Raw genomic sequence first — 13,336 nt, forward strand, 5'->3', positions numbered from 1 at the left:
CCCTCATGTACTAACGGTCATGCTCCCGGCCACGGCCGGAAACTGACAGCATTTGCATACGTGTAAGGCGCTATTTGGATCATCACGCGCAAACATAAACGTGGTGCAAAGACCTGACGGCGTCTATATGGGACGATACCCGGTCATTTCAACCAAATTCCCAGATGAAACTGCATATTCACGACACGCTGACGCGCGAAAAGGTCGAATTCACGCCACGGGACCCGTCACGGGTTACCCTGTACGTCTGCGGGCCGACTGTCTATTCCTATGCCCATATCGGCAATGCACGCCCGGTCGTCGTCTTCGACGTGCTGTTCCGGCTGCTGCGTCAGCTCTATGGCCAGGACCACGTCGTCTATGCCCGCAACATCACCGACGTTGATGACAAGATCAACAAGGCGGCGATGGACCAGGGCGTAGAGATCGACGTCATCACCAACCGTTTCGCCGACATATACAATGCGGATATGGCGACCCTGGGCGCGCTGCGACCGACGCTGGAGCCGCGCGTCACCCACAATATGGACGCGATCGTCAGGCAGATCGCCGACATCGTCGCCAATGGCCACGCCTATGCCGCTGAGGGTCACGTCCTGTTCGACGTCGAATCGTTCAAGGGCTACGGCGCGCTGTCGAACCGCTCGGTCGACGACATGATCGCCGGCGCCCGCGTCGACGTCGCCCCCTATAAGCGCAATCCGCAGGATTTCGTCCTGTGGAAGCCCTCTAAACCGGGCGAACCCGTGTGGGACAGCCCGTGGGGCGCAGGGCGTCCTGGCTGGCATATCGAATGCTCGGCCATGATCGAGGCCAATCTCGGCCTGCCGATCGACATTCACGGCGGCGGCCACGACCTGATCTTCCCGCACCACGAAAACGAGATCGCGCAAGGCCTGTGCGCCCAGCACAGCCACGGCCATGACGCGCAGTACGCCCGCTACTGGATGCACAACGGCTTCCTGACCATGGACGCCGAGAAGATGTCGAAGAGCCTGGGCAATGTGAAGCTGGTGCATGAGCTGATCAAGGAGGTGCCGGGTGAGGTCATCCGTCTGGCCCTGCTGTCGGCGCATTATCGCGGGCCGCTCGACTGGACCGGTGACCTGATCGCCCAGACGCGGGCGCGCCTCGACGGGCTTTACGGCACGCTGCGCAAGGTAAAGGATCTTCCGGTGGTGGATTCGGAGGTCTCGCCGGCGGTGCTTGAGGCCCTGTGTGACGACCTGAACACGCCGCGCGCCCTGGCCGAGCTGTCGAGCCTGGCGCGCGCCATCGAAACCGCAGGCGACGATGCCGCGCGCACTGGCGCCAAATCGGCCCTGCTGGCTGCCGGCCGGGTGCTGGGCTTGCTTCAGGGTGACGCCGATGCCTGGTTCAAGGCGGGCGCCGGTGATGATTTGACGGCGCAAGTCGAAGGCCTGCTGGTGGAACGCACGGCGGCGCGCGCCGCAAAGAACTGGCCCGAAGCTGACCGCATCCGTAAAGCGCTCGATGAACTGGGCGTCGAGGTGATGGACAGTCCGACAGGGCCGACGTGGAAGCTAAAGGTGGGGGCGTAACATGTCTTACAAGATCGAATACCGTATCGGCGTCGCAGCGCCTGTCGACGATGTCTATGACGTCATTGCCGACATCGAAAAGTGGCCCGAATGGAGCCCGATCCACAAAAAGGCCTCCGGGCAGTTGAGCTTTGGTGCACCGATCGCCTTCGAAGAATATTATGAGGGGCTGGGCACTTGGGAGATCACGGGGGTGCTTGCCGACTGGCAGCCACTGTCGCACATCCATATCGCTGTACCGAAGAAATTCTACGAAGGCCAACTGGTCCGCTATTTCGAAATGGACGCCCTGTCGGATATCGGCTCGTCCTTTTCAGTCGGGGCGCTGTTCAGCGGCTTCCTGTCGGAACGCGAAGGCCGCCGTTACGCTAAGTTCCTCAAGGTCGGCTTCGCGCTTTTTGCCGAGGCCGTGAAGGCGAGGGCCGAAAAGGCCTATGCCGATGGGCCAACCAAGCGCCGTGCCCACCTGCCGCCGCCCGAGCCCAAGAAACCGAACCTGGGGCCGCCGCCGCGCGCTGTCGAAATGCCGCACATGTGGGGCCGCAAAAAGGGAAAGTAGCGCGGTCTACCTTTCCGGCCTTGTCTCTCCTATGTATGCGCCATGATCGACGAACTCTACTCCCGTGAAATCCTGCGCCGCACGACGCAGCTCCAGCATCTGGGCCGGCTAAACGACCCGCAAGGGGCGGCCGATCGGGTCGCCAAGCTGTGTGGCTCGACGGTTCACGTCGAGGTCCGGCTGGACAGCGACGCCGTCAGCGACTTTGCCATGGAGGTTCAGGCCTGCGCGCTGGGTCAGGCCGCAGCCGCCATCCTGTCGCAGCACGTCGTGGGCGCTGCGGTCCCGGAAGTGTTCGCCGCGCGGGACGCCTTGCGCGGCCTGTTGAAGGGGGAGGTGGTGGGGTTCCCTGAACGCTTCGCCGACCTGCAGATCCTGAGCGGCGTGAAGGACTATCCGGCCCGCCACGCCTCGACACTGCTGGCGCTGGAGGCGACCTGCGAGGCCGTCACCGCGGCTCAGGCCAGCGTGGCCAGTTGAGCCTGGTCGCTTCCCTCTCATTTTGACACCCGCATCATGGATTTTAAAAACCGGCTACAACGCACCGTCATGTGCCCGTTTTACAACGGCCAGGAGAATAAGCATCGAGCCGCAGTTGCGCATTACTTGCTATTCTTTGGGAATTAGGTTTTATTCGCAGTTGCGAAATGAGGGTTGGCTTGACCACGGGGCCCATTTTGTGGTCTTGACGCCCATGACTCGACTATATGAGCGCAGTGTTCGCGGTGCTTTGCGGGCTTATAAGCTCATACTGTCGCCCTATATCGGGCAGGCATGCCGTTTCCGGCCCACCTGTTCGGAGTACATGGCTGACGCGCTTATCGAATACGGCCCGCTGTCGGGGTCGTGGATGGGTGTAAAGCGAATCTGCCGGTGCCGCCCCGGGGGTGGTTTCGGCTACGACCCAGTCCCGCCGAAAGACGTGGGACACAAGGACTGAAAGCGTCTTGGCGGTGTTCAGCCTCAACGAACTGAGCGATGAAGCCTGCGGTAAGGGCTATAGGTCGCCAATTGAGAGATAAAGACTATGTCGGCTGCTGGTATGATCGACCTGACCTTTCCCGATGGCGCGGTACGTGCCTTTGAAACGGGAACAACCGGGCGGGCGGTGGCTGAGAGTCTGTCCAAGTCATTGGCCAAGAAGGCCATCCTGATCAAGCTCAACGGTGAACTGCTGGACCTCGACCGGCCGTTGGAAGCCGGCGGCAAGCTGGAAATCCTGACGCGCGAGGCGCCCGAGGCGCTGGACGTTATACGTCACGACGCTGCTCACATCCTGGCCGAGGCTGTGCAGGAACTGTTCCCTGGCACGCAGGTCACCATCGGCCCGTCGATCGAAGACGGTTTCTATTACGATTTTGCGCGCGAAGAGCCGTTCAGCCTGGACGACCTGCCGAAGATCGAAGCCAAGATGCGCGAAATCGTTGATCGCGACGAAAAGATCGTGCGCGAGGTCTGGGACCGCGACGACGCCATCAGGCATTTCGAAGAGATCGGCGAGACCTACAAGGCCGAGATCATCCGCGACCTGCCAGGCACCGAGACCATCACTGTCTACCGTCACGGCGACACGTGGAAGGACCTGTGCCGCGGGCCGCACCTGCCGTCGTCCAAATTTACCGGCAAGGCGTTCAAGCTGACCAAGCTGGCCGGCGCCTACTGGCGCGGCGATCACCGTAACGCCCAGCTCCAGCGCATCTATGGCACTGTCTGGACAACCGACGCAGAGCTGGAAGCCTACGTCACGCGCCTGGAAGAGGCCGAAAAGCGCGACCACCGCAAGCTGGGGCGCCTGATGGACCTGTTCCATATGCAGGAAGAGGGCCGGGGCATGGTCTTCTGGCACCCCAAGGGCTGGCAGCTGTGGCGCACGCTCGAAGCCTATATGCGCCGCCGTCTCGATGCTGCCGGCTATGTCGAGGTCAAGACGCCGCAGGTGCTCGACCGCTCCTTCTGGGAAAAGTCCGGCCATTGGGAGAAGTATCGCCCGAACATGTTCGTCTGTGAGACAGTCGAAGGCGAAACCCTGTCGCTGAAGCCGATGAACTGCCCGGGCCACGTCCAGATTTTCAATGTCGGCCTGCGCTCGTATCGTGAACTGCCGATTCGCATGGCCGAGTTCGGCGCCTGCCACCGCTATGAGCCGTCGGGCTCGCTGCACGGCCTGATGCGCGTGCGCGGCTTCACCCAGGACGACGCCCACATCTTCTGCCGCGAAGACCAGATCGTCGATGAGACGGCGCGCTTTGTCCGCCTGACCAAGATTATCCATGGTGATCTCGGGATGGAAACAGCCCGGATCAACCTGGCGACCCGGCCCGAAACCCGCGCCGGCAGCGACGAATTCTGGGATAAGGCCGAAGGCATGTTGGCCGAAGCCGCCAAGCAGGCCGGTGTCGAACCCGTCATCGCCGAGGGCGACGGCGCCTTCTATGCCCCCAAGCTCGACTTCATCGTCAAGGACGCCATCGGCCGCGAATGGACCTGTGGCACGCTGCAGCTCGACTACGTCCTGCCGGAACGCCTCGACGCCGAATATGTCGCCGAAGACGGTTCGCGTCAGCGCCCGGTCATGCTGCACCGCGCGATCCTGGGGTCGTTCGAGCGATTTATTGGCATCATGATCGAAAACTATGGCGGCAAGTTCCCGCTATGGCTGTCGCCGGTTCAGGTCGTCGTCGCGCCGATTACCTCGGACGCCAACGATTATGCCGAAAAAGTCGCTGCGGAATTCCGTTCACGTGGACTACGCGTCGAAACGGATTTGCGTAACGAGAAAATCAACTATAAGGTGCGAGAGCATTCCGTAAAGAAGGTTCCGGTGATTGCGGTCGTAGGTCGCAAGGAAGCCGAAACCGGCGAAGTGGCGCTGCGATTCCTGGGAGGGGAGGGGCAAACCACATTGAATCTTTATGAGGCTGCGCAGCGTTTACACAGCGACGCCTTGCCACCTGATCTACGTAGCGACACGGATGTGTCACAGTATTCGCGTACCGAGGAGTCTGTTGCCTTAGAACCAATGGCATAGGGGGGAGCCTTGTCATGAACCACAATTTGCCGTCTTCGATCTCGGAACTGCTAGCCTCGCGCAAGCTGGAGGCGGGAGAAGCGCGCGTATTCATGTCGAATCTCGACATGACGCTTTATGACAATCCGGCGGGTGGCGTTACGGTCATTATGATCGTCTACCATACCGGCAAAATTCTCTTTGAAAGCATTGAGGCGGTCCTGAAGGACCCGCGTGTCGAGCAGTTCATCATCATCGACAACGGTTCGCCGTCGGCTATAGCGGAGCGCCTGCGGTCTTTAAGCGAAGCCTATGACCATATCCTGCTTGTCCAGGGGCAGGGCAATATCGGTTTCGCCAAGGCGGCCAATCTGGGAGCGCACCTGGCCAACCAGCCGTGGCTAGTCTTCCTCAATCCGGATGCCCAGTTGCTGCCAGGCTGCATCGACAAGCTGGTTGAGGCCGCCAAGGGGCAGGCGTCGCCCTGCATCGTTGGTGCGCGTCTTCTCAATCCTGATATGACCGAGCAGCGCGGTGCGCGGCGCGGTGAAGTCACGCCGATCACCACCTTGGTCAGCCTTCTGCACCTCAGTCAGATTTTCAAAAGTCTGCGCAAATACGAAATCCATCTGGAAGGCGACGTTCTTCCGGACACCCCGATTTCGGTGCCGACCATTTCAGGCGCTTGTTTTATCGTCTCGCGCAACGATTTTGCCAGGCTTAAAGGCTTTGACGCCCGCTTCTTCCTGCATGTCGAAGATGTCGACCTGTGCTGGCGGGCGCGCGAGATGGGTGGCTCAGTGCTGTTCCATCCTGAGGCCGAAGTCGTGCACGAAGGCCAGACCTCGCGCGCCGAGCCGGTGTTCGTCGAGTGGAACAAGGGCGTGGGCTTGGTCTATTATTTCCGCAAGCGCGCGGACACGCTATGGCGCAAGATTTACGTCCTGGCGCTCAGCCCGTTCATTCTTGGCGTTTCGGTGGCGCGTGCCTCGATGCGCCCGCGCCTGCGCGATGACGACAAAATCCCGGCCGAATAAGGGTTGCTGTCTTCCATTCAATGAAACAAAGCCGCGCGAATGCGCGGCTTAGCTGTTTTTGGGTTCGTTCGCGGAACCTGGATCGGAATGATTTTAAGCAAAAGCATTATTCCGATCTGAGTTTCTGCTTTACGCGATATCGCTCAATGCGGCTCGGGAGCGTTTCTATAAAGCGTCAGGACTTCGTCGTGGCCATTATAGTTATGGCCGCTGACCTGGCTCACCTTGTTCGGGATGATTTCGGCGGCCCTGGCGGCGTCCTGGAAGGCCTGTTCCTGCCGTGATTCCACAAAGACCGGTCGGCCGTCGATCAGGGCCTGGACGGCGCAGGGCGCATCCTCATTGCACAGCTTGGTCCGGGTGCCCATGGCGAAGACGAAGCTGGGTTCGGCGAAACCGAGCGTGGCCACAGGGCCAGGCGCCTTGCCTTGGCGTGGATCGAGCTGGGCGACGCTCAGGGCGTTTTCCAACTGGCGGGACATCCATAGCGGTGTCAGGGCTGAGGCCAGTGTGAACAGGCCGAGGTGCGTGATGACGCCGGCCGCCAGCAGGAAGCCGAAGCCGTAGCGCTGATGTTTCCGCCACAGCAGCCAGCCGGCAAAGGGCCCCAGGACCAGGGCGCCGATGGCGGTCAGCAGGGCCAGAAGGAAGGTCGGGCCGCTGCCCCATTCCTTATGGGCATAGAAAACGATGGCGGCAAAGATTACGCCGCCGAACAGGCCGCAGGTCCAGTTGACGATCTGTGCCCAGCGCTTCAGCGGCACGTCGAGCGAGACCGCGCACAACCAGGCCAGGGCCGCGAAGACGGGCAGGGTATAGTGCGGCAGCTTGGTCGGCATCAGCTCGAAGATCAGGAAACTGGGCACGAACCAGGCGATGGCGAAGCGTACGGCCGGCTCCTTCCAGCGCTGGATTGCCGTCTGGATGGCGCCGCCGAACAGCCAACTGGCCGGGAACATGGTCGCGCTCAGCAGGAGGAGATGGTAGCCGGGGATGCCGAAATGGCCTTCGGAACCACTATCGAGCTTGTCCTTGAGGTCGCCGCCGATCGATGAGGCCCAGAACTTGCCGTCAGTGGTAACAGTGATGGCGATAGCCCAGGGGCCGCAGATTAGCGCGACCATGATCAGACCCGACAGCCAGCCGAGATGTTTCGCCCAGCCGATACGGCGGTCCATGGCCCACAGGGCCAGGATGGCGCTGCCGAACACCATGGCGGGCACGGGTCCCTTGATCAGGATGGCGGCGGCCAGGGACAGCCACATGACGAACTTCAGCTTGAGGATCTTAGGCTTGGGCGCGTCCGCCGGCAGGTCGCGGACCCTGAGATAGATCTGGCCGAGCGCCGCCATCATCAGCACGATCAGCCCGCACATCATGGCGTCGGTCTTGGCGAAGAAGGCCTCGGTCGCCAGCATGAATGTCACGCCGAACAGAAGGCCGGCCTTGGTGCCGATGCGGGTGCCGAAGGCCCGCGAGGCCCCCCAGGCGCAGGCGAAGGCCGCCAGCGCCGCCCCAAACAGGGAAGGGAACCGATAGGGTGCGATATCGCGAGCGCCCACCGATGAGGTCAATTTGACACTCATGGCCTGCAGCCAGTGGATGCCGACAGGCTTTTTGTGCCGCGGCGTGTCCTGGTAATTGATATTGATGTAGTCGCCGGTCTCCAGCATCTGCGACGTCGCCTGGGCGAAACGCGACTCGTCGCGATCGATCGGCGGCATCAGGAAGACCAGCGGCATGGCGGCCACCAGGGTCAACAGGGCGGCCAGCAGCGGGCCGCGCATGCCGCCCGAGACGAGATTCACGATCTGGGGCGGAAGGAGCCGTGTCATGCCATCAACCTGGAACCAAGGGTAAAGCCGCGCGTTGCCGCAAAAGGTCAACGGACCCGGGCACTTATCCGCACCTCAGATGGACCGCCGACTGTTTACGGGCGCGGCCGAAACGGCTATGAGGTCGGGCTTGCCTTCCTCATCCGAGACCCGAACCATGTCCCCCACCGTCTCCGTCGTCGTGCCCGTCTATAACGAAGAAGGGGCCGCCGTACAAGTCGCGAGCGAGATTGAATCGGTTTTTTCAAAGACTTACGGCGCGGATGGCTTTGAAATCATCATGGTCGATGACCGCTCGTCGGACGCTTCATATTCGCGCCTGAGCGAGGCCAAACAGCACATCCCGTCTTTGCGCGTGCTGCGCCACGAGCACAATTCCGGCAAGAGCGCCGCCATCCGCAGCGGCGTACTGGCGGCGCGGTCAGGCATCATCGTCACGGTCGATGGTGATGGGCAGAACCCGCCGGCCGATGCCGCGCGCCTGGCGATGATCCTGCGCGACGCCCCCGCACAGGTTGGCCTGGTCGCCGGCCAGCGCCGCGCGCGCCAGGACACGGCCTCGAAAAAATGGGCGTCGCGCTGGGCCAACGGCATCCGCAAGAGCCTGCTCAACGACAATTGCGACGATACGGCGTGCGGTCTCAAGGCTATCCGGCGGGACGTCTTCCTGCGCCTGCCGTTCTTCGACCAACTGCACCGCTACCTGCCGGCCATGGTCAATCGTGAAGGCTTCACCACCCTGCTTGAGCCGGTCGATGATCGCGCCCGTACAACAGGTCAATCGAAATATACCAACATCGGACGATTGGCCGTAGCGCTAACCGACCTTCCGGGTGTAATGTGGTTAAACCGCCGTTTACGCAAACCCGGCAAGGTTAGCGAAGCGGAGTGATTTTTTCCGGCCCAATCGGGGGCGGTCGGACAAGATGGGGAGGACTTCGTTGCCAGTATTTCACGACCCCAAGACCTCCATCGGCGTGGAAACCGCCATTGGCGTTCTGGACGACCAGCCCCGCAAGCCCGTACAAAGGAATGCCAGCTTGGTTACTGCCTTTCCGCTCTTAGCCCTGCCGTGGTTCGTTTATAACATCCTCGCCATGATTTCGTGGATTGGCGGGACCGACCCCAACGCGGCCTATAACGCCATGACCCAGGTCCTGGTCACCCTGCCCATGCCCTCACCCGGTACGCACTGGGTGATCCAGGTTGGCGACATCATCCTCCTGGGCGCGCTGATCTGTCTGTTCTTCGAACTCCTGAAGTCGACGAAGTCGGACAAGGTCGCCATCATCAATCACTCGCTGTCGATGATGCTGTTCATTGTGGCCCTGGTGGAGTTCCTGCTGTTGCGGCCGTTCTCGACCTCGACCTTTTTCCTGCTGACCGCCATGATCCTGATGGATGTGCTGGCCGGCTTCATCGTCACCGCCATCTCGGCGCGCAAGGATATCGACTTCGGCGCCTGAGTTTGCGGCAACACAAGAAAAAGCCCGGTGCATCCTGTGCGCCGGGCTTTTTTCTTTGCGATAGAGGAGGAGAGCTAGCCGAAGACGGCAAAGATCAGGGTGACGACCAGAGTGTCGAAGGCGCGCATGGCCAGACGCGATGCGGTGAAACGGGGGCGGGGGGCTTTCGACACGATGAACTCCGGGCAACAGGTGTCCGAAGAGGTGCAAGAGCCGTGCCGTGGTTAAGAGTGTCCGGCGACTAAATTATAAGCCTTGGATATATTTGCGGAAAAGGCGCCCGTACGGTTAATGTGCGGCTTAGATTTCCGTCTTGGTCACCCGGCCGGGGCGCGGGCGGCGGTCATTGGGGCCGGAATATTCAGACTTCAGATAGGTCGATTTTGCCCGCTCAAGAGTCTCAGGCCCGCCGCGCAGGCCACGCTTTTCCCCGCCGCCCAGCATCTGGGCTTCGAAAGTGGGATCGGATGACGTCGCCGCAGGACGTGTTTTACGCACACGCACCCGATCGCCGGTCTGGTCGACGACCGGACCGGCAGGAACGGGAAGGGAAGAGTCGGAATTGCTCATGCCTTTAAGGATACACTCGTAAAGCTAAAAGATCGGTTTGTTTTAGCTCATATTTGTCGCGCTCAGTTCTTTTTCGCCAGCGCGTCGATCTGCGCCTTCATGGCTTCCATCTGTTCGCGCAGTTCGCGCACCGTGTCCGTTTCGCGCGGCGCGGCCGGCGCGGCCTGAGGGGCGACAGCCTCGCTTTCGGGCGCGCCACCCACGCCACCCGTATTGGCGAAGGAGAAGGGCGAGAACATGCGCATGGCGCGGTCGAACATGGCCAGGTTCTGTGACACCTGCTCATCGAAATAGCCGATGCCTGGTGCGCCGCCGAAGGCCTGCTGGAACTGCGAGCGGAAACGCTCCTGCTGCTTGGCAAAGCCGTCGAGCGACATTTCGAGATAGGTCGGCAGCAGGTTCTGCATCGAGTCGCCGTAGAAGCTGATCAGCTGGCGCAGGAACTGGATCGGCAGCAGGTTCTGGCCGCGGCTTTCTTCTTCGAAGATGATCTGGGCCAGAACGGAGCGGGTGATGTCGTCGCCGGTCTTGGCGTCGAAGACAACGAAATCGACGTTCTGGCGGACCATGTCAGACAGGTTGTCGAGCGTGACGTACGAACTGGTGGCGGTGTTGTACAGACGCCGGTTCGCGTACTTCTTGATGATGACGCGGTCACCTTCATTGCGTTTGCTGCGCGTTTTCGTTTCGCTCACTGTCACACTCCTTGTTCTATGGCCGCAAATCGTTGTCAGGCCTTATGTTGCCGGAGGTTAAACCCTTTTTTGCTCGTGCGTAAAGAGGTTAGTTGCGGTGCAAAATACCTTTTGGAATTCAAAGGTTTGTGAGTTGACCGCTAAACCCTTGGCTCGTAAGGGATGCTGCACAGCTTTTTGCGCAGCATTTCCGGTTGGGCCTTCGCCTTGCCTTTCCCTTTTGATAATCGCGTTATCACGCAAGTGCACACAATGTGTAATCAGTGTTCAGGAAGGGGGCGCCGCTCAGCCTTGATTTCACCCGTCAGTTGCAGTAACTGCCTGTGAAATCAGCGTTAATTCTCCCCACAAGCGCACCTCCAAGGAGATCTCATGTCCCTCAATGAAGTCGTTATCGTTTCCGCCGCCCGCACACCCGTGGGGTCTTTTCTCGGTGCCCTTGGCACCCTCCCGGGCCACGAGTTGGGCGCCATCGCCATCAAGGCGGCGGTCGAACGGGCCGGCCTGCAACCTGCCGACGTCAACGAAGTGATTCTGGGACAGGTCCTCCAGGCGGGCCAAGGCCAGGGGCCGGCGCGCCAGGCCTCTGTCAAGGCCGGCATCCCGGTCGACAGCCCGGCCTGGTCAATCAACCAGATCTGTGGCTCTGGCCTGCGCGCGGTTGCGCTGGGTGCGCAATCGGTCGCGCTTGGCGAATCGGCGATCGTCGTCGCCGGTGGACAGGAGAGCATGTCGATGGCCATGCACGCGGCCTATATCCGCACCGGCCAGAAGATGGGCGACCTCAGCCTGGTCGACACCATGATCCGCGATGGCCTGTGGGACGCCTTCAACAACTATCACATGGGCCAGACGGCCGAGAACATCGCCGCCAAGTGGAGCATCAGCCGCCAGGAGCAGGACGAGTTCGCCGTTGCTTCGCAGAACAAGGCCGAAGCCGCCCAGAAGGCCGGTAAGTTCGACGGTGAAATCGCTGCCGTGACCATCAAGGGCCGCAAGGGCGACACCATCGTCGACAAGGACGAATATATCCGCCACGGCGCAACCTATGAAGCACTGGCCGGCCTCAAGCCCGCCTTTATCAAGGAAGGCACAGTCACGGCTGGTAATGCCTCGGGCCTCAATGACGGCGCAGCTGCGGTTGTGCTGATGTCGCGCGCCGAAGCCGACCGTCGTGGCCTGAAGCCATTGGCACGCATCGTTGCCTCGGGCATTTCCGGCGTCGATCCAGCCATCATGGGCACCGGCCCGATCCGCGCAACGCAGAACGCCCTGACGAAGGCCGGCTGGAGCATCGGCGATCTCGACCTGATCGAGGCCAACGAAGCTTTTGCCGCCCAGGCGATCAGCGTCAATCGCGAACTGGGCTGGGACTTGGCCAAGGTCAATGTCAATGGCGGCGCTATCGCCATCGGCCACCCCATCGGCGCTTCGGGCGCGCGCGTCCTGACGACGCTGCTGCACGAAATGCAGCGGTCGGGCGCGAAAAAGGGTCTCGCAACGCTCTGCATTGGCGGCGGGATGGGTGTCGCCCTCGCGGTTGAAGCAGTCTAATCAGATCTAATGATTTCGCCTCATCAAGCCGACGCGAGGTCGGAGAGGCTAAGAAGAGGGAAGATAATATGGGTCGAGTAGCACTGGTCACCGGCGGAACGCGCGGTATCGGCAAGGCCATCGTCAAGCGTTTGCGCGATGCAGGTCTGACGGTTGCCGCCGGTTATGCCGGCAATGAAGAAAACGCTCGCAAGGTCGCTGACGAACTGGGCGTCACCATCGTCAAGGGCAGCGTCGACAAGTTCGAAGACTGCGCCCGTGCCGTGCAGGAAGTCGAAGCCAAGCTTGGCCCGATCGAAGTCCTGGTCAACAATGCCGGCATCACCCGCGACGGTTTCTTCCACAAGATGTCGAAGGACCAGTGGCAGGAAGTCATCCACACCAACATGGACAGCGTCTTCAACATGACGCGCCAGGTGATCGAAGGCATGCGTGAGCGTAACTACGGCCGCATCATCAACATCTCGTCGATCAATGGTCAGAAGGGCCAGGCCGGCCAGACCAACTACTCGGCCGCCAAGGCCGGTATGATCGGCTTCACCAAGGCGCTGGCCATGGAATCGGCCGCCAAGGGCATCACCGTCAACTGCGTCGCCCCGGGCTATACCTCGACCGAGATGGTGTCGGCCATTAACCCGGCCGTGCTGGAAAAGATCGTCGCCGGCATCCCCGTCGGCCGTCTGGGCACGCCGGAAGAAGTCGCCGAAATCTGCGCCTTCCTGGCCTCGGACATGGCGTCGTTTATCACGGGCGCAACCATAGCCGTGAATGGCGGTCAACACATGCTTTAAGGCGTCCAGCCTCGCCCTGGCGAGCTGCAAATGGCTGTCGCCTTCCGCGTCCTTGCTCGTGTACTTAAGTACACGTCGCTGCGGGTGCTCAGACGCCAATCATTTTCGCCACGCCATGCCGGTCTGGTCGCGCTTAAAGTCCGGGCCGTAGTAAGTGGAAAATCACTATTGAGTACAAGGGGTGTGGCGATTTCGCCACGCCCTTTTTATTACCGCGGAATCGCCCTAATTGTTGCAGGCATGCGCAGATTGCTGTCTTA

Annotated in this window: 13 protein-coding genes; 10 read left to right on the plus strand and 3 right to left on the minus strand. The window is 61.1% G+C overall.

Annotation, left to right across the window (positions count from 1 at the left end; all coding sequences use genetic code 11):
- Positions 1 to 164 precede the first annotated feature (164 nt).
- The 6 genes from cysS (at position 165) to AC1DON_RS01710 (ending at position 6,165) form a co-directional block, all read left to right on the plus strand.
- Complete coding sequence (cysS, locus tag AC1DON_RS01685) at positions 165 to 1,562, plus strand: cysteine--tRNA ligase (RefSeq protein WP_476932994.1); 1,398 nt, start codon at positions 165 to 167, stop codon at positions 1,560 to 1,562.
- Position 1,563: 1 nt separating this feature from the next.
- Positions 1,564 to 2,121, plus strand: a complete 558-nt coding sequence (locus AC1DON_RS01690) for an SRPBCC family protein (RefSeq protein WP_476932995.1) — start codon at positions 1,564 to 1,566, stop codon at positions 2,119 to 2,121.
- 42 nt (positions 2,122 to 2,163) lie between these two features.
- On the plus strand, positions 2,164 to 2,601 hold the full coding sequence (locus AC1DON_RS01695) for an iron-sulfur cluster assembly scaffold protein (RefSeq protein WP_476932996.1): 438 nt from the start codon (positions 2,164 to 2,166) through the stop codon (positions 2,599 to 2,601).
- A 214-nt stretch (positions 2,602 to 2,815) separates the two neighbouring features.
- Positions 2,816 to 3,061: a membrane protein insertion efficiency factor YidD gene (yidD, locus tag AC1DON_RS01700; protein WP_476932997.1), complete on the plus strand. Its 246-nt coding sequence runs from the start codon at positions 2,816 to 2,818 to the stop codon at positions 3,059 to 3,061.
- A gap of 102 nt (positions 3,062 to 3,163) precedes the next feature.
- Positions 3,164 to 5,149, plus strand: coding sequence for a threonine--tRNA ligase (thrS, locus tag AC1DON_RS01705; protein WP_476933470.1), 1,986 nt, complete (start codon positions 3,164 to 3,166; stop codon positions 5,147 to 5,149).
- Between the two features lie 14 nt (positions 5,150 to 5,163).
- Positions 5,164 to 6,165, plus strand: coding sequence for a glycosyltransferase family 2 protein (locus tag AC1DON_RS01710; RefSeq protein WP_476932998.1), 1,002 nt, complete (start codon positions 5,164 to 5,166; stop codon positions 6,163 to 6,165).
- 143 nt (positions 6,166 to 6,308) lie between these two features.
- Here the strand turns inward: AC1DON_RS01710 and AC1DON_RS01715 are convergent, their stop codons facing one another.
- Positions 6,309 to 8,000: an ArnT family glycosyltransferase gene (locus tag AC1DON_RS01715; protein ID WP_476932999.1), complete on the minus strand. Its 1,692-nt coding sequence runs from the start codon at positions 7,998 to 8,000 to the stop codon at positions 6,309 to 6,311.
- A 157-nt stretch (positions 8,001 to 8,157) separates the two neighbouring features.
- Between AC1DON_RS01715 and AC1DON_RS01720 the strand changes: the two genes are divergently transcribed.
- Positions 8,158 to 8,892 (plus strand): glycosyltransferase family 2 protein, encoded by a 735-nt coding sequence (locus tag AC1DON_RS01720; protein WP_476933000.1) that lies wholly within the window; start codon positions 8,158 to 8,160, stop codon positions 8,890 to 8,892.
- 49 nt (positions 8,893 to 8,941) lie between these two features.
- Positions 8,942 to 9,466 (plus strand): hypothetical protein, encoded by a 525-nt coding sequence (locus AC1DON_RS01725; RefSeq protein ID WP_476933001.1) that lies wholly within the window; start codon positions 8,942 to 8,944, stop codon positions 9,464 to 9,466.
- Positions 9,467 to 9,766: 300 nt separating this feature from the next.
- On the opposite strand, the gene AC1DON_RS01730 is transcribed toward AC1DON_RS01725, so the two are convergent.
- Together AC1DON_RS01730 and phaR are read right to left on the minus strand one after the other, a co-directional pair.
- Entirely contained in the window at positions 9,767 to 10,036 is a 270-nt protein-coding gene (locus AC1DON_RS01730; protein WP_476933002.1) for a hypothetical protein, read from the minus strand.
- 62 nt (positions 10,037 to 10,098) lie between these two features.
- The gene (phaR, locus tag AC1DON_RS01735; RefSeq protein WP_476933003.1) at positions 10,099 to 10,731 is read right to left on the minus strand and encodes a polyhydroxyalkanoate synthesis repressor PhaR; all 633 of its coding nucleotides are present in this window, start codon (positions 10,729 to 10,731) and stop codon (positions 10,099 to 10,101) included.
- Between the two features lie 372 nt (positions 10,732 to 11,103).
- Between phaR and AC1DON_RS01740 the strand changes: the two genes are divergently transcribed.
- Positions 11,104 to 12,285: an acetyl-CoA C-acetyltransferase gene (locus AC1DON_RS01740; RefSeq protein WP_476933004.1), complete on the plus strand. Its 1,182-nt coding sequence runs from the start codon at positions 11,104 to 11,106 to the stop codon at positions 12,283 to 12,285.
- 68 nt (positions 12,286 to 12,353) lie between these two features.
- Complete coding sequence (gene phbB, locus AC1DON_RS01745) at positions 12,354 to 13,076, plus strand: acetoacetyl-CoA reductase (RefSeq protein WP_476933005.1); 723 nt, start codon at positions 12,354 to 12,356, stop codon at positions 13,074 to 13,076.
- Positions 13,077 to 13,336: the final 260 nt, after the last annotated feature.

Source organism: Asticcacaulis sp. P4_H10 (assembly GCF_056400965.1).